The organism is Binatus sp. (SeqCode) (assembly GCF_050013435.1).
GTDB lineage: Bacteria > Desulfobacterota > Binatia > Binatales > Binataceae > Binatus.
Genome location: NZ_JBEKFG010000038.1, coordinates 17,476 through 32,396 on the forward strand (window position 1 = coordinate 17,476; position 14,921 = coordinate 32,396).

Genomic DNA, 14,921 nt, shown 5'->3' on the forward strand with positions numbered 1-14,921 from the left:
ACTCCGGTTGCCTAGCGCGCTTCGCCGCGGGCGAGGCGTTCGGCCTTCTCGCGCGCGTCTTCGATGGTGCCGACCAGGTAGAAGGCCTGCTCGGGCAGGTCGTCGCATTTGCCGTCGAGGATTTCGGCGAAGCCGCGCACGGTGTCCTTGCGGGTGACGTACTTGCCGGGCTGATTGGTGAACGGCTCCGCAACGAACATCGCCTGCGACAGGAAGCGCTCGACGCGGCGCGCGCGCGCGACGACGGTCTTGTCGTCGGCCGACAATTCTTCCATCCCGAGGATCGCGATGATGTCCTGCAAGTCCTTGTAGCGCTGCAGGATACCTTGCACGCGGCGCGCGACGCCGTAGTGCTCCTCGCCGACGACTTGCGGATCGAGAATTCGCGAATTCGAACCGAGCGGATCGACGGCGGGGAAAATCGCCTTCTCGAAAACTTTGCGATCCAGCGTGCAGATGGCGTCCAGATGGCTGAAGGTGGTCGCGGGCGCAGGGTCGGTGAGATCGTCGGCGGGAACGTAGATGGCCTGCACGGAGGTGATCGCGCCTTTCTTGGTGGTGGTGATGCGCTCCTCGAGCTCGCCCATGTCGGTGCCGAGCGTGGGCTGGTAGCCGACGGCGCTGGGCATGCGGCCGAGCAACGCTGAGACTTCGGAGTTGGCCTGCACGAAGCGGAAAATGTTGTCGATGAAGAAGATGACGTCCTTGCCTTCTTCGTCGCGGAAATATTCGGCGACCGTGACTCCGGTCAGCGCGACGCGGGCGCGGGCGCCGGGGGTCTCGTTCATCTGGCCGTACACCAGCGCGGTTTTCGAGATGACGCCCGATTCGGTCAGCTCGCGATAGAGGTCGTTGCCCTCGCGCGAGCGCTCGCCGACGCCGGCAAACACCGACACGCCGCCGTGCTGCTTGGCGACGTTGTTGATCAGTTCGAGAATCGTGACGGTCTTGCCGACGCCGGCTCCGCCGAACAGACCAATCTTGCCGCCGCGCGCGAACGGGCAGATCAGATCGAGGACCTTGATGCCGGTCTCCAGGATCTCCGCCTCGGGGGCCTGGTCGGCGAAGGCGGGCGCGTCGCGATGAATCGGCATCAGCGACTTGCCCTGGATTGCGCCGCGCTCATCGATGGGACTGCCGGTGACGTTCATGATGCGCCCGAGCGTGCCCGGCCCGACCGGCACCGAAATTGGCGCGCCGGTGTTGGCGGCTTCCATCCCGCGGACCAGCCCGTCGGTGGAGTCCATCGCGATGCATCGCACGGTGTTTTCGCCGAGATGCTGCTGCACTTCGAGCACGAGGTTGCCGGCCACGTCGCTGATCGACGGATTGCTGACGCGCAGCGCCGAAAAAATCGGCGGCAGCGTGCCGGGTCCGAACTCGACGTCAACGACGTTGCCGAGCACCTGGTTGATTCGTCCTGGAGCGGTAGCGGTCTGACTCATAAACGGTGATATCCCCGTGTGATTTCGATTTCTGCCTTGCGCACTTTAACGCAACGCCTCTGCGCCGCCGACGATGTCCATCAGCTCGCGGGTTATCTGGGCCTGGCGGGCGCGATTCATCTCGAGCGTGAGCGACGAGATCATGTCGCCGGCGTTGTTGGTCGCGCTGTCCATCGCGGTCATCCGCGCACCCTGCTCGCTGGCCTCGGCCTCGAGCAGCGCGTGATAAACGGCGGCTTCGAGATATCCGCGCAGCACGACCGGCACCAGTTCGGCGCGCGACGGCTCGACGAGATAGTCGATTTGGGGCGCCTCGATTTTCGATGCCCCGGATGTCGAGGCCGCGGCGTCAACGCTCGCGCCGGCCTGGATAGCGGCGTCGCCCGGCGGCTTGACCGGCAGCAGGCGCTCGTAAACCGGCTTCTGGGTGATGGCGGATTGGAAATGTGTATAGACGATGCCGGCCTCGTCGACGGCGCCGGAGCTGTAGTCGGCGAGCATCCTGGCGGCGATATCGCGCGCGAGAGCGATGGTGGCCAGGCGCGGCAAATTATCGACGCGCGACAGCGCGACCGGCACGCCGGAGCGCCTGAAATGATCGACGGCCTTCTTGCCGACCGCGAACAGCTCGACCTCGAGTCCGGCGGCGCGGATTTCGCCGCGCGTCGCTTCCGCCGCACGGAGCAGGTACGAGTTGTAGCCGCCGGCCAGCCCGCGATCGGACGCGACCACCACCAGCATCGATCGCTTTTGCGCATTCTCGACCGGGGCGACCGAGATTCCTTCCGAGGTGAGCAGGGAGTCCGCCACTCGCGCCAGCGCATCGCTGTACGGCAGCGAGTTGGTGAGTGCTTCCTGCGCGCGCCTCAGCCGCGCGGCCGAGACCAGTTTCAACGCGCGCGTGATCTGCTGCGTCGATTTGGCCGACGAGATCCGGCGCCGGATTGCCTTGAGCGATGCCATCGTCGAGCGCTATCGCGGCTACGCCGGCTCCGGCGCGGCCGTTTTGCTTTCGGCCAGGAACGATTGTTCGTAGGCGTCGAGTCCGGCCTTGAGTTTTTTGGTCAGCTCGTCGGAAATCTGTTTTTGGTCGCGGATTTCGGCAAGCAAGTCGGCGTGGCGCGAGTCGAAGGTCGTGTACAGTCCCGCCTCGAACCGCCGAATCTGCTCGACCGCGAGCTTGTCGAAGTAGCCCTCGCGCGCGGCGAACATGATCAGCACCTCTTTTTCCATCGGCAGCGGGCTGTACTGATTCTGCTTGAGCATCTCGGTCAAACGGACGCCGCGCGCGAGCAGGCGCTGCGACGACGCGTCGAGGTCGGATCCGAACTGCGCGAACGCCGCCATCTCGCGATACTGCGCGAGGTCGAGCTTGAGCGATCCTGCGACCTGCTTGATCGCTTTGACCGCAGCCGAGAATCCAACGCGCGACACCGATAGCCCCACGTTGACGGCGGGGCGCACGTTGGAGTTGAAGAGATCCTTGTCGAGAATTATCTGGCCGTCGGTGATCGAGATGACGTTGGTCGGAATGTAGGCCGACACGTCGCCTTCCTGGGTCTCGATTACGGGCAGCGCGGTGAGCGAGCCGCCGCCCATCTCGTCGCTCATCTTGGCGGCGCGCTCGAGCAGGCGGGAATGCAGATAGAAGACGTCGCCGGGGTAAGCCTCGCGGCCGGGCGGGCGGCGCAGCAGCAGCGACAACTGGCGATAGGCCTGCGCGTGCTTGCTCAGATCGTCGTACACCAGCAGCGCATGCTTGCCGGTGTCGCGAAAATATTCGCCCATCGTGCAGCCGCTGTAAGGCGCGATGAACTGCAGCGGCGCGGCCTCGGACGCGGTCGCGGCGATGACGGTGGTGAACTCCATCGCGCCGGAGCTGGTGAGCTTCTCGACGACCTGGGCGACGGTCGAGCGCTTCTGCCCAATCGCGACGTAAAAGCAATGCACGTTCTGGCCGCGCTGGTTGATGATCGTATCGATCGCGATTGCGGTCTTGCCGGTCTGGCGATCGCCGATTATCAGTTCGCGCTGTCCGCGTCCGATCACCAGCATCGTGTCGATCGCCTTGATGCCGGTCTGCAGCGGTTCCTTGACGGGCTGGCGGCGGATGATACCGGGCGCCTTGATTTCGATTCGCCGTGTCTCGGTCGACTTGATCGGCCCCTTGTCGTCGATCGGCTGCCCGAGCGCGTTGACCACGCGGCCGAGCATGCCCTCGCCGACGGGGACTTCGGCGATTCTGCCGGTGCGCTTGACCTCGTCGCCTTCGTGGATGTCCTGCGGATCGCCGAACAGCACGGCGGCGACGTTGTCCTCTTCGAGGTTCCACACCATCCCGTACATCTGGTGCGGAAACTCGATCAGCTCGCCGAGCGCGGCGTTCTGCAGTCCGTAGATTCGGGCGATACCGTCGCCGCAGGAGAGAACGCGGCCGGTTTCGCGCACCGAGATGCTGCCCTCAAAACCCTTGATCTCGTTTTTGAGGATTTCGCTGATTTCCGATGGTCTGATTTCCGCCATATAGATGTCGTTGTTTCCCGGCTAGCCTGCGAGCCGGCGCTTTGCCTCCGCGAGGCGAGTTGCAAGGCTGCCGTCGTAGATTTTTCCGCCCAATTCCGCGGTCACGCCGCCGAGCAGTGCGGGGTCGATTTTCACAGTTGGAATAATTTTCAGCGCCGCGATCTTTTCCAGTCCGCCGACTACCCGCGCAACTTCGGCGTCCGACGGCGCAATCGCAAAGGTCAGCGTCGCGCGCTCACGGCCCAGGGCCCGATCGAGCAACTCGCGATACGACTCCGCGATCGCGCCGATCTCGCGAATCCGCCCGTGGCGCGCGACCACCATCGCAAACGAGCGCAGCGGAACGCTGAGGTTGAGGCGCTCGGCAATTTTCCCCATCGCCTCCTGCCGGGATTGCTCGGCAAGCTCGGGCGACGCGAGGCGCTCCAGCAGCTCGGGCGACTCGACCATCGCGGCCAGCCGCTCGAGCTCGACGCCCCACTTTTCCTGGCTGCCCTTGTCGGCCAGATCGAGCAGGGCGCGCGCGTAGCGCTTGGCGACTCGCGAACCTTTCATTGCCTGTCCCCCGGGGCAAGCTTGTCCATGAAGCCGTCGATAAGCCGGCCCTGGTCGGTGGGCTGAAAATTGCGCCCGATCAGATCGCGCGCCAGCGTCGTGGCGGATTCGGCAAGCTGCGCGCGCACGCGGCGGCGCGCCGCCTCTGACAGCGCGGAACTGCTCATCGCGGTGTCGCGGTGGATTCGATCGGCCGTCGATTTCGCCAGCTCGGCGACCTTGCCGACCTGGAAAGCAGTTTCCCGTTCCAGTTCGTCGGTGAGCTTCTTCAGTTCCGCCGCGAGCGCGGCCATCCGCGCCGCCGCCTTGTTGGCCAACTCCTGGGCTTCGGCGAACGCGCTTGCCGCGCGCGACAGGCCGGTGCGAATCGCGACGGCGCGATCTGCAAAGAACTTCCGGGCCGGAGGACCGGCGAAATAGACCAGCACCGCCACAAACAGGATGAAGTTGATCGCGAAGAAGCCCAGCAACAGCCATGAGCCGTGCTCCGCGCCCGCGTCCTCGGCGGCAAAGGCGGCATTCGGAAAAAAAGCGGCAGCGAAAATCGCCGCCGATGTGATCCACTTCTTCATCGGGTGTTTTCAGTCGCGCTTAATTGCTCTTGCCCGTCGCCGCGCCACCGCCGAGCGGGCGGCCCAGCACGCGTTCGGCCAGCTCGGAGGCCAGGCTGTGTCCCATCTGCTCGAGTTCCTGCTCGGCCGCCTTGAGCTCTGTTTCTATTTTGACCCGCGCCTGCTCGAGCACGTCGCGCGCCTGGGCCTTGGCCGCTTCCATCATTTGCGCGGCCTCGGATTCGGCCTTGCGGCGCTCGGTCTCGCGCCGCGCGATTGCGCCGTGGCGGACCGCGGCGAGCCGCGCATCGCATTCCTCATGGGCTGCGCGAGCCTCCTTGATCAATCGCTCAGTGTTATCGTTCAACTCCTTGAATTTGCGCTCACGTTCGGAGAGCACATTCAAGAAAGGGCGAAAAAATAATCGGCTGAATATAAACCAGAAAACGAGGAACGAAACAATCAGGGCAAAGAACGTCCCCCAATTCGGCGGGATATGCATATTACGGCGTCTCCCCTGCGGGGATTTTCGAGATTCTCTCCATCATCGGAACCTGGGGAACGCGGACTATACTGAACCGGCCGGGACAATTCAGGCCTGCTTCAGCCCTCCGGCGGCCTGCGCCACGCGCTCCTCCTTGGGGAATACTGTAACTTTGCGATCGTCGCGGATACCCTCGGGCTGCATCGAGCAATGGCCTTCGAATTGCGCGCCCTCCTGAACTGAAAGCACAGGAGCCGTAATGTTTCCACTCACCTTCGCCGAAGGACGGATTTCGATTCGCTGCGTCGCGACGATATCGCCGCTGACCTTGCCCGCGACCGAGACCGAGGCGGCGCGTATCTGGGCGGTCACCACGGCCGACTCGCCAATCGTGAGGCTGTCCTTCGAATTGATCTCGCCATCGACTTCGCCGTCGATTCGCGCGGGACCCTCGAACGAGATTTTGCCGGTGATTTTCGATCCACGATCGAGATAGGCGCGTCCCTCGGCCGGAGCAGGCAGGCTTCCTCGTGGAGCCATCGTGGACGTCGATGCGACAGGGGCAGGCGGCGTCGACGAAGCATACGGGGCCGTGGCGGGTTGAATTTTCGGGTTCTTTTCCGGCTCTTTGGTGAACAGCGCCATCGCAAAAACTCCTTGGGCGCAATCGGGCAATCCCCCGCGCCGCATTCCAAGGTATGAGCTTAAGCTTGGCTATTAACGTATGCAAATGTGGGTGTCAAACTTCGCCGCCTGGTGGATGATCGGCGTCCAGCCCGTCTCTCGCGACGGTTGCCTCAGGCGAGCGATTGTCTAATCTGGATCGAGGCCCGTCATTCAAGGAGTACCGCCGATGGCATCGAAGACGATCCCCGAGAATTTCCTTGACCTCCTGACCACCAAGAAAGCGCTGGCGAGTATCGCAACCCTGATGCCCGACGGGTCGCCGCAAGTGACCCCCGTATGGTTCGACTACACCAACGGAAAAATCCGCATCAACACGGCGCGCGGCCGGGTAAAGGCGCGCAATATGAAGGTCGGCGCGAAGGTCGCCCTGGCCATCATCGATCCGGAGAATCCTTTTCGCTACATCGGAATACGCGGACCGGTCGTCACCGAAACCGAGAAGGGCGCCGACGCACATATCGACAGCCTCGCCAAAAAGTACCTGGGACAGGACAAGTATCCGTTCCGGCAGCCGGGCGAGGTGCGCGTGACATACGTGATCGAGCCCGCATCCGTGCACACCATGGGCTAGCCGCCTCGGGCAGGGGGTGACCCCTGCACTCAGTATTAAGGCCGCGCTCCGTTGTCGCGCGCGGCCCCTTAATACTGGGTGCCCTGCTCATCCCTGCCTTGTTCCCACGGGCGCCGGCGTCTCGATCGTCTCGCCGCACGTAGAACCGCAATCAGGGCATACATACAAGTACTTGTCGCCGGCCGGCAGGACTAGCAGCAGGCGCTTGCGCACCTTCACTGCCCGCTTGCATTGCGGACACGCCAGCAGCGTGGCTTCCATCCGCTCGAACGACGGCCTGCGATGCTCTCGCATGGGCGCAAACTTAAGTCTCGCGACGATTCCCGGCAACCCTGTCACCTCTGTCATCGCATAGTCGCGAAAAGATGCGCCGCGCAGATTTTCGCGTCTTCTCACTGAGTGCAGGGGTCACCCCTGCCCAAGGAGGTGCGGAACCCACGGTGGGTTCCGCATTCAATCACATTCCACCCCTGGCTGTTGGCACAGCGCGCTGGCGTAGCTTAAACTTTCCTCTCGTCTTATGCGCGATAACGCCGCAAATCCCGCCCGTCCGCGGGTTTATCTGGAAACCTACGGATGCCAGATGAATGTCGCCGATTCGCAAACGGTCAGCGCCGTCTTGCGTCGCGCCGGTTACGTCAGCGCCGATCGCGCCGAAGATGCCGACGTCGTACTGCTCAACACCTGCGCCATTCGCGACCATGCCGAAGAGAAGGTGCTGCACCGGCTCCGCGAGCTTGCGCGGCTGAAGCACGCGCGGCCGCAGGTGAAGCTCGGACTGCTCGGATGCATGGCGCAGCACAACCGCGTCGCGATCATGGAAAAGGCCGCGTTCCTCGACGTGGTCGCGGGACCTGACAGTTATCGCCGCCTGCCCGAGATGCTGGGCCGCGCCGGCGACGACGCTTCAATCGACGTCCGCCTCGATCGCGCCGAGACTTACGCCGATATCACCCCCGACTACGGCGGCGGCGTTCGCGCCTACGTGACTGCGATGCGCGGATGCGACAAGTTCTGCGCGTTCTGCGTGGTGCCGTTCGTGCGCGGCCGCGAGCGCTCGATTCCGCCGTCCGACCTGATGCGCGAGATTGGCGAACTCGCCGCGCGCGGTGTGAAAGAGGTCGTCCTGCTCGGACAAACCGTCAACGCTTACCGCTTCGGAGACACCGACTTCAGCGCGCTGCTCAAGATGATCGCGTCGATCGGCGGGATCGAGCGGATTCGCTTCACCTCGCCGCATCCGGGCGACGTGAGCGATTCGCTCATCGAGGCGATCGCCACCGAGCCGAAAGTCCAGCCCCATCTGCATCTGCCTTTACAGTCGGGATCGGACCGGGTTCTGGCCGCGATGGAACGCGGCTACACGGTTGCGGATTATCTCGCTCTCGTTGCGCGCGTGCGCGCGGCAATTCCCGGAGTCGCGCTTTCGACGGACATTATCGTCGGCTTTCACGGCGAGGAAGACTCGGACTTCGAGGCGACCAGCGCTGTCATGCGCGCGGTCGGATACGACTCCGCCTTCATGTTCAAATATTCCGTGCGCGAGCATACCCGCGCGTTCCGGCTCGGCGATTCCGTCAGCGAGGAAGAAAAGGGCCGCCGACTCACAGCCCTGATCGCACTCCAGGAAGAGATGTCGATCGCGCGTAATCGCGCGATGATCGGCGGCGAGTTTCCCGTGCTGGTCGAAGGACCGGCGCGCCGCGGCGGCGGCATGATGGCGGGGAAGACGCCGCAGTTCAAGACCGCAATCTTCGCCGTCGACACCGTCGCGGGCCTCAAGCGAGTCGCCGCGGGCGATACCGTCAACGTGCGCGTCGATTCCGCGAGCAGCCATTCGCTGATGTGCTCGCTCGCCTAACCGCCGCAGGGGCGCAGTCGCGCCAATCGACGATCAGATGCGGAACCCACCGTGGGTTCCGCACCTCCTTGGGCAGGGGTGACCCCTGCACCCGATATTAAGAAGACGCGAAAATCTGCGCAGCGCATCTTTTCGCGACCACGCGATAAAAGAGCCCGCGCGCGACAACGGAGCGCGGCCTTAACATTGGGTGCAGGGCTCAGCCCTGCCCGTTGGCAGGGACGCGTCCGCCAACGGCGGGCGGCCTTAATACTGGGTGCAGGGGTCACCCCTGCCCGTCGCCACGGCCGGGCTTCGCCCGGCCTGAATCAGCACTGCTAGAGAGCTAGTCATCCTGGTTGCTATTTCGCGGGCGGCATCGCATCGAGCAGCATCCTTGTCCGTGCCTCGATCAGTCCAGCCATCATTCGATCGGTGTGGATATAGAGCCGATTTGCCTTCACGGCGGCCAGAACCATTTCTCCTACTTCGTTAGGATCGACGCCCGCGGCCAGGACTGCGTTGACTTGCGCAATTATGGTTTCGAAGACCTTCGCTTCTTCGGCTGTCACCTGTGTCGGAGGCTGCGTCTCGCGGCTGTTCGAGATGATCTTCGTATTGACTGGACCGGGGCATAATACGCTGACGCCAATCTTAAACGGTTCGAGCGCGTTCCGCAGAGATTCCGAAAGACCCACCACCGCGAATTTCGAGGTTGTGTATAAGAGGCCGCTAGAAGTGGCGGCGAGTCCCGCACCCGAAGCCGTGTTGACTATATGCCCGCCACCGCCGCGGTTGAGCATCCGCGGGAGGAAAGTCTGGATTCCGTTGATCACGCCGTGCAGATTAATTCCCATTACCCAGTCCCAATATTCGTAAGTCAGGCGCGTAACGTGCTGGTCTCCGGCCACTCCAGCGTTATTGCATAGAATTGACACCGGGCCGAGTCGAGATTCGGTTTCGTCGGCGACCCGAGCGTAGGCAGAGCGGTCGCGCACGTCGAGTTTGAACGTCTCCACCGCGGTCAAGTCCGAAAGCTCGGATTTTGCCGTGACCAGTGAGGCCTGATCGATATCCGCGAGCGCCAGCTTCGCACCGGACCGCGCGAACGCGCGAGCGATACCCAGTCCTATCCCGCGCGCTCCTCCCGTTATGAATGCGGTCTTTCCATCGACACGATCCATGTTTCCAACCTCTCTTTTCACTTTTCACTGAGTGCAGGGCTCAGCCCTGCCCAGGGAAGTGTGAAACCCACGGTGGGTTTCACATTCGATTCGTTCTTCGCCTATGGCGCACAATCACCTTATGTACACTGGATTCGACAGGATCCACAGCTTGCCGCTGCGATAGGCCTCGATTCGGTACGCGCCCGGCGACTTCGGCGCGAACTCGAGCGTCGATGCGTTCTCGGCGGACGCCACTTCAGCGCCGTCGCGATACATCGCGATTCGATCGGCCGGCGCGGGCAGCTCGGTCTTGAGCACGAGACCGGGCGCCAGGCGGATTTCATCGCCCATCATTGCAATCGTGTCACCGGCGTGTGCGAAGAACGCGAACGTGCCGACGTAGCCGAGGTAGTCGAAGCTCGCATACGAATGTCCGAGCCGGAGCGCCTCGAGGATCGGCCCCGAGTCGCGCGCGCGCGCAATCAGATGGGTGGTGCAAAACAGAAAAAGTTGCGGAATCGTGCCGACCTTCGCGCCGAGCACGTTCATGTTGCCGGGCGCGCCCATCCCCGCGAGCATCGAGACCCGCGCGCCGGCCGTCATCCGGTCGTAGAGCGCGAGGTTCGCGTCGGGGCGCCGGTCGAGTGCGGACAGGAAATGATCGGTGCCGAGAAAAATCGCGCGAAAGTAGAGCGCGGTTGGATTTTGCACCGTCCAGGCCGAGCGCTGGCTGTAAACTTCAATCGCATCCGCCAACCCGTAGTCGGCAGACGACGCAAACTTCGCGGGGTCGGCCGCAATCGCAAGTCCGCCCTGGTCGTGAATCGCCGAAATCAAATCGTTGGGCGTGAGGTTGGGTTTGATCGGGTCATGGATGTTCACGCCGATTATCTCGCTGCCGCCGATTTCGAACGCTCCGCCCGAAATGAAAAGAATGTCGCTGGTGAATCCCGCGATTCCAAAGTCGCTTTCGCCTCCATCGGGTTGGACGCGATCGGCAAGAAAAATGAAATCGATTTGCGCGGCCTTGGCCAGGTCCGCGATTCCCGCTTGATCCATCCCCGACGTTTTGATCGGCAGATCGACGATTCCGCGGTAGTCGAAAAAGCCGGGAAACTCCGGCGCCGGCTGGATGTATCGTGCGGGCGGAAGTTCGGTGCTCGGCAGCGGCGCACTGCATCCCGCAACGATAAGCGCCGCGGCAATCGCCAAGCAGCATCGAAAAAAGAATTGCAGCCGCGTCATCAGAGGATCGATCGTCCCTGCGCGCCGTCCACCGGGATACTGGCGCCCGTAATCCAGCTCGCGCGCGGCGACGCGAGCATCACCACCGCGTACGCGACTTCCTCGGGACGGCCCAGGCGCCCGGCCGGCATCTCATGGCTGATGAAATCCTTCTCGAAGGCCGGGTTGTCGCGAAAGCGCCGCTCCCAGTTTCCGCCGGCGGTGAGGATCGAGCCGGGAGCGATAGTGTTGACGCGGATATTTTTCGGCGCGTACTCGCGCGCGAGCATCTTGGTGAACGAATGCAGCGCCGCCTTCGACGCGTTGTAGGTGAGCGGCCCGCCCGACTCGCGCCCGTAAATCGAACCGATATTGATGATCGAACCGCCGCCGCGCTTTTCCATGTGCGGAGCGCACAGCCGCGCCATCCGCACCGGCGCGAACAGGTTGAGATCGAATTGCTCCTGCCACGCCGACTCCGGAAGTTCCGCCAGCGCCCCCGGCCGCGCCGCGCCGGCATTGTTGACCAGCACGTCGATTCCGCCGAATTTTTTCAGTGTCTCCTCGACCCACCTTTGCGCATTGTCGGCCTTGGTAACGTCGCCGGCGAACCCCATCGCCGGCCGCGGCGCCGATCCCGTCTGCGTCAGCGCGGCGACTGTTTCGGTCAGCGTGCGCTCAGTTCGCGCGCATATGCTGACGCACATCCCCTCGTCGGCGAGCGCATGAGCCATCGCGCGTCCCAAGCCGCGGCTGGCGCCCGTCACCATCGCGACTTTTCCCGTGAGACCCAAATCCATCTCGATCCTCCTTTAAATGCGCGCCGCGCCTCGCAGTCCCTCTTAACACCGGCTCCAGGGTCCACCCCTCCCACGCGACAACGGAGCGCGGCTTTAACACTGGGTGCAGGGGTCAGCCCCTGCCCTGCCCATTCCTTTACCAGACGCGGGTTGTGCGCATGAAGAGGAGTTGCGGGATCCGCGGAGAACACTTCGATGCGCCGATGCGCGCGGGCCGGTTGACTCGAAGCAAGGGCCGACCTAAGCTCCATGGGCTAATCAGCGGACGGACGGAGGACTATGGAAATTCGGGTCGAAGGCTCTCTTGATCAGGCGATGCGAGTACTCAAACGCAAGCTGGCCAAGGAGGGCGTATTCAAGGAGATGAAGAAGCGGGCTTTTTACGAGAAGCCCAGCGTCCGCCGCAAGCGCAAGCGTTCCGAGGCCCAGCGCCGCCGCCGTAAGGAACAGCGCCGCCGTCGCGCGTCCGCAATGTAGTCTTTTCAGTGAATCCAGTTTCGTGCTGACGGTCAGGCGAAAATTTCTCCGCCTGCCCGCGATTCTTTTTTCAGTGAATCCAGTTTCGTGCTGATGGTCAGGCGAAAATTTCCCTGCCCGCCCGCGACTCTTTTCAGTGAATCCGGTTTTGTGCTGATGGTCAGGCGAAAATTTCTCCGCCCGCCCGCGATGCTCTTTTCGGTGAATCCAGTTTCGTGCTGACGGTCAGGCGAAAATTTCCCTGCCCGCCCGCTATGTAGCTACTCTGGCAATGGGCGCCAAGTGAAGATCACCTGGCGGCCCGCCACGTAGCAGTCCAAATCAAAATGAGGCAGGCCGCCTTCGGTCCGGTGGAGGCGGAAATTCTCGACCGCGCGATGCAGCGCGTCGGGCGTCAGCGCCCCATCCACGCATTTGCCCTCGAGTTGCTGCGCGCGCACCTCGGCGCCCAGGTGGACCGGGAGGCATCGGCTCCCGCAATGCTGATCGAGAGGACCGGCGCCCACGCACGAGCATCGCAGGCACAGCACCACCGGTCCGCGGTCGTCGCTGGGCGCGGCGAAGAACTCGCGCTCGAGGCGATCCAGTCCCATCGCGCATTCGCACCATGCTTCGCGCGCGCGCTCGGTGGAAAAGCGCCGAATCGCCCGCGCCAGCTCGCGCATCAGGGCTTCATTCGAGCGCGGCTCGAGCGCGACGATCGAGTCATCCTCGACCCGCATCGAGGACCCGAGTTGCTCGGCCAGGAAATGACGCAGGTTGATCGGCAGGCGGCTGCCGAGCTGCAAACGCTGCATCTTCCACGCCGACGCCTCGACTTGCACGCTGCGCGCCAGGCGTGGAACCGCCCGCGGGCTGCCGAATGCTGACAATGATTGAAGACGCTCCAACGGCGACTGCGCGCCGAAAGCAAATCGCGATGCGTGCGCGCGTCGATGAACCAGGCGTCCGTTTCGCACAACTCAACCTCCCGGGGCTTCGAGTTCCGGTCGGCGTGCCGCGGTCGAGGACGTGCCAACGCACGCGCATCGGCGCGAGGCCTTACCGCCGGACACCGTCAGGGACCGTCGGACAGATATTTCAAATTTCGAATTGGAACTGCGAGTGATGGGTGAGAAATCGATTCGGGAAATGCGGGGAATGCGTCGTGTAGCCGTTGCGCCGCGCCAACAACGCCAGCCCCGGCGCCCGGCGGCGCCGATTTCAGGGCTCCGAGATCGAAAAGCGCCAAAACAAACTTGCGCCATGCGCACCGGCTCTTTTCATCGGACCATCAGCCCGCTCAGCATCCACAACGCCCGCCCGCCTGCCCGCGCCACTTCTCAATCCAAGCGGCGGCTCGATGGATATGCGCGCGTCTAACTCGGTGGTCAAATCCCCCGACTTGGCCGTTGCGATCCGCGCGACGTTTTCAGGCCATCAAGAGTAACGATCAATACAACCGGCATCTTAACTAGCGCGCGTACCGAGGGGGGGCAATATTGAACGATCGATTAATATCCGCTTCGAAACTTGACAACCGATTGCCCCCGTGCCCTTGTTCACCCGCGATCCGCCCGCGCCCGCATCCGCAAAACGACCCGCGTTGATGGGGAACGTGATTGAATGTGAAACCCGCGGTGGGTTTCACGCTTCCTTCGGCAGGGGTGACCCCTGCACCGCAGGGCTGAGCCCTGCACCCACCGTTAAGGCCGCGCTCCGTTGTCGCGCGCGGCCCCTGCCACGGGCACGCGGTTTCTTAATACTGGCCAGCCGTGCCAACGGCCGGGCTTCGTCCCTGTTAGAAGGGTTGGCGGAAAATGGCGGCGTGGTTTTTCGTGTCATCCTGACCGAAGCGAACAACGCGAGCGAAGCGGAAGGATCTCGGACAGCTTCGCGCCAGCGAAGCCGGTACCGGTTTCGAGTCGCCGCGTCCAACTAGCGAAAGTTGCTGTGATTGAGCCGAAGCCCTGAGTGCTGCCGAACGGGAAGAATCCCGGTTCCTTGCTGTTTTGTGTCATTCTAGAGCGAAGCGAAGAATCCCGGATCCCCTCCTTCCCCCACTCACTTGCGCGTCGAGGAAAACTCATGAACCGCGTGCGCCGGTTGGACGAGCGGTTTGAGCGTCGCAGCCATCGAGGAAATCCCCGCCTAAACTGCAGAGCGCACGCCACGGTACTGCGACCCGCGATGTGGTCACCGCCCGCCGTGGAGACTCGCCCCGCGTTTACGCGATAACCGCATTGTGAAACGCGGCACGAGGCTCACAGATGCCATCGCGCCGTATATGCCTTGCATATGTGAGTGATCATCGCCCGGTAATCAGCGTCGATATTAATTCCTAATTCGTTTTCCCGCGCCAAATACGGAGGATTAACGTTGTCGATGAATGCGGGTACCAGAAGGACAAAATCATAGCCGAGCACATGCGTATGACCCGGCTTTCGTGTCGGAAGACCTTGGAACTTCTTTACCGTAGTTTTCGGATCGTTCGGTCGATTGTTACTGACAGCTAGGGAACCTCTGCACAAGTCGATCGATATAGGTAGATCGATATAGGTAGAATGAAGTTGATCGATGGATGGGTGCGGAGGTGGAGTGATGAGTGAGCAGCGGACG

16 protein-coding genes are annotated in these 14,921 nt (G+C 62.9%); 3 read left to right on the plus strand and 13 right to left on the minus strand.

What is annotated here, in order from left to right:
• Nucleotides 1–11: 11 nt before the first annotated feature.
• From atpD to ABSB13_RS09470, 7 genes are all read right to left on the minus strand, one after another.
• Nucleotides 12–1,445 (minus strand): F0F1 ATP synthase subunit beta, encoded by a 1,434-nt coding sequence (gene atpD, locus ABSB13_RS09440; RefSeq protein ID WP_428107658.1) that lies wholly within the window; start codon nt 1,443–1,445, stop codon nt 12–14.
• A 45-nt stretch (nt 1,446–1,490) separates the two neighbouring features.
• Nucleotides 1,491–2,408 (minus strand): ATP synthase F1 subunit gamma, encoded by a 918-nt coding sequence (gene atpG, locus ABSB13_RS09445; protein ID WP_428107659.1) that lies wholly within the window; start codon nt 2,406–2,408, stop codon nt 1,491–1,493.
• An 18-nt stretch (nt 2,409–2,426) separates the two neighbouring features.
• Nucleotides 2,427–3,968, minus strand: coding sequence for a F0F1 ATP synthase subunit alpha (atpA, locus tag ABSB13_RS09450; protein ID WP_428107661.1), 1,542 nt, complete (start codon nt 3,966–3,968; stop codon nt 2,427–2,429).
• A gap of 21 nt (nt 3,969–3,989) precedes the next feature.
• Nucleotides 3,990–4,523: an ATP synthase F1 subunit delta gene (atpH, locus tag ABSB13_RS09455; protein WP_428107662.1), complete on the minus strand. Its 534-nt coding sequence runs from the start codon at nt 4,521–4,523 to the stop codon at nt 3,990–3,992.
• Nucleotides 4,520–5,095 (minus strand): F0F1 ATP synthase subunit B, encoded by a 576-nt coding sequence (locus ABSB13_RS09460; protein ID WP_428107663.1) that lies wholly within the window; start codon nt 5,093–5,095, stop codon nt 4,520–4,522. The genes atpH and ABSB13_RS09460 overlap by 4 nt, the downstream gene beginning before the upstream one ends.
• Nucleotides 5,096–5,114: 19 nt before the next feature.
• The gene (locus ABSB13_RS09465) at nt 5,115–5,576 is read right to left on the minus strand and encodes a F0F1 ATP synthase subunit B (RefSeq protein WP_428107664.1); all 462 of its coding nucleotides are present in this window, start codon (nt 5,574–5,576) and stop codon (nt 5,115–5,117) included.
• A gap of 90 nt (nt 5,577–5,666) precedes the next feature.
• Complete coding sequence (locus ABSB13_RS09470; RefSeq protein WP_428107666.1) at nt 5,667–6,203, minus strand: bactofilin family protein; 537 nt, start codon at nt 6,201–6,203, stop codon at nt 5,667–5,669.
• A 208-nt stretch (nt 6,204–6,411) separates the two neighbouring features.
• Here ABSB13_RS09470 and ABSB13_RS09475 point away from each other — a divergent pair, with 208 nt between their 5' ends.
• Nucleotides 6,412–6,816, plus strand: coding sequence for a PPOX class F420-dependent oxidoreductase (locus ABSB13_RS09475; RefSeq protein WP_424672695.1), 405 nt, complete (start codon nt 6,412–6,414; stop codon nt 6,814–6,816).
• Nucleotides 6,817–6,903: 87 nt separating this feature from the next.
• On the opposite strand, the gene ABSB13_RS09480 is transcribed toward ABSB13_RS09475, so the two are convergent.
• On the minus strand, nt 6,904–7,164 hold the full coding sequence (locus ABSB13_RS09480) for a hypothetical protein (protein ID WP_428107667.1): 261 nt from the start codon (nt 7,162–7,164) through the stop codon (nt 6,904–6,906).
• Between the two features lie 172 nt (nt 7,165–7,336).
• On the opposite strand from ABSB13_RS09480, the gene miaB reads away from it, so the two are divergent.
• Nucleotides 7,337–8,677 carry a tRNA (N6-isopentenyl adenosine(37)-C2)-methylthiotransferase MiaB gene (gene miaB / locus ABSB13_RS09485; RefSeq protein WP_428107669.1) on the plus strand — a complete coding sequence of 447 codons (1,341 nt, stop codon included), beginning with the start codon at nt 7,337–7,339 and terminating at the stop codon, nt 8,675–8,677.
• Nucleotides 8,678–9,018: 341 nt separating this feature from the next.
• Here the strand turns inward: miaB and ABSB13_RS09490 are convergent, their stop codons facing one another.
• The 3 genes from ABSB13_RS09490 to ABSB13_RS09500 form a co-directional block, all read right to left on the minus strand.
• Nucleotides 9,019–9,840, minus strand: a complete 822-nt coding sequence (locus ABSB13_RS09490) for an SDR family NAD(P)-dependent oxidoreductase (RefSeq protein ID WP_428107670.1) — start codon at nt 9,838–9,840, stop codon at nt 9,019–9,021.
• Between the two features lie 114 nt (nt 9,841–9,954).
• A complete protein-coding gene (locus ABSB13_RS09495) occupies nt 9,955–11,067 on the minus strand; it encodes a CehA/McbA family metallohydrolase domain-containing protein (RefSeq protein ID WP_428107671.1) in 1,113 nt (370 codons plus the stop codon).
• Entirely contained in the window at nt 11,067–11,846 is a 780-nt protein-coding gene (locus ABSB13_RS09500; protein WP_428107673.1) for an SDR family NAD(P)-dependent oxidoreductase, read from the minus strand. Before ABSB13_RS09500 ends, ABSB13_RS09495 begins: the two co-directional genes overlap by 1 nt.
• A gap of 279 nt (nt 11,847–12,125) precedes the next feature.
• On the opposite strand from ABSB13_RS09500, the gene rpsU reads away from it, so the two are divergent.
• Entirely contained in the window at nt 12,126–12,323 is a 198-nt protein-coding gene (gene rpsU, locus ABSB13_RS09505; protein WP_304820716.1) for a 30S ribosomal protein S21, read from the plus strand.
• Nucleotides 12,324–12,583: 260 nt separating this feature from the next.
• Here the strand turns inward: rpsU and ABSB13_RS09510 are convergent, their stop codons facing one another.
• Together ABSB13_RS09510 and ABSB13_RS09515 are read right to left on the minus strand one after the other, a co-directional pair.
• Complete coding sequence (locus ABSB13_RS09510) at nt 12,584–13,195, minus strand: hypothetical protein (RefSeq protein ID WP_428107674.1); 612 nt, start codon at nt 13,193–13,195, stop codon at nt 12,584–12,586.
• 1,371 nt (nt 13,196–14,566) lie between these two features.
• The coding region (locus ABSB13_RS09515) for a hypothetical protein (RefSeq protein WP_428107676.1) at nt 14,567–14,921 on the minus strand (355 nt) is incomplete at its 5' end.

Excerpts from the sequence above, each read along its gene's own strand:
- atpG (WP_428107659.1), bottom strand. The coding sequence starts at position 2,408 with ATGGCATCGCTCAAGGCAATCCGGCGCCGGATCTCGTCGGCCAAATCG.
- ABSB13_RS09460 (WP_428107663.1), bottom strand. The coding sequence starts at position 5,095 with ATGAAGAAGTGGATCACATCGGCGGCGATTTTCGCTGCCGCTTTTTTT.
- atpA (WP_428107661.1), bottom strand. The coding sequence starts at position 3,968 with ATGGCGGAAATCAGACCATCGGAAATCAGCGAAATCCTCAAAAACGAG.
- atpH (WP_428107662.1), bottom strand. The coding sequence starts at position 4,523 with ATGAAAGGTTCGCGAGTCGCCAAGCGCTACGCGCGCGCCCTGCTCGAT.
- atpD (WP_428107658.1), bottom strand. The coding sequence starts at position 1,445 with ATGAGTCAGACCGCTACCGCTCCAGGACGAATCAACCAGGTGCTCGGC.
- ABSB13_RS09490 (WP_428107670.1), bottom strand. The coding sequence starts at position 9,840 with ATGGATCGTGTCGATGGAAAGACCGCATTCATAACGGGAGGAGCGCGC.
- ABSB13_RS09500 (WP_428107673.1), bottom strand. The coding sequence starts at position 11,846 with ATGGATTTGGGTCTCACGGGAAAAGTCGCGATGGTGACGGGCGCCAGC.
- ABSB13_RS09470 (WP_428107666.1), bottom strand. The coding sequence starts at position 6,203 with ATGGCGCTGTTCACCAAAGAGCCGGAAAAGAACCCGAAAATTCAACCC.
- ABSB13_RS09495 (WP_428107671.1), bottom strand. The coding sequence starts at position 11,067 with ATGACGCGGCTGCAATTCTTTTTTCGATGCTGCTTGGCGATTGCCGCG.
- miaB (WP_428107669.1), top strand. The coding sequence starts at position 7,337 with ATGCGCGATAACGCCGCAAATCCCGCCCGTCCGCGGGTTTATCTGGAA.
- rpsU (WP_304820716.1), top strand. The coding sequence starts at position 12,126 with ATGGAAATTCGGGTCGAAGGCTCTCTTGATCAGGCGATGCGAGTACTC.
- ABSB13_RS09480 (WP_428107667.1), bottom strand. The coding sequence starts at position 7,164 with ATGACAGAGGTGACAGGGTTGCCGGGAATCGTCGCGAGACTTAAGTTT.
- ABSB13_RS09465 (WP_428107664.1), bottom strand. The coding sequence starts at position 5,576 with ATGCATATCCCGCCGAATTGGGGGACGTTCTTTGCCCTGATTGTTTCG.
- ABSB13_RS09475 (WP_424672695.1), top strand. The coding sequence starts at position 6,412 with ATGGCATCGAAGACGATCCCCGAGAATTTCCTTGACCTCCTGACCACC.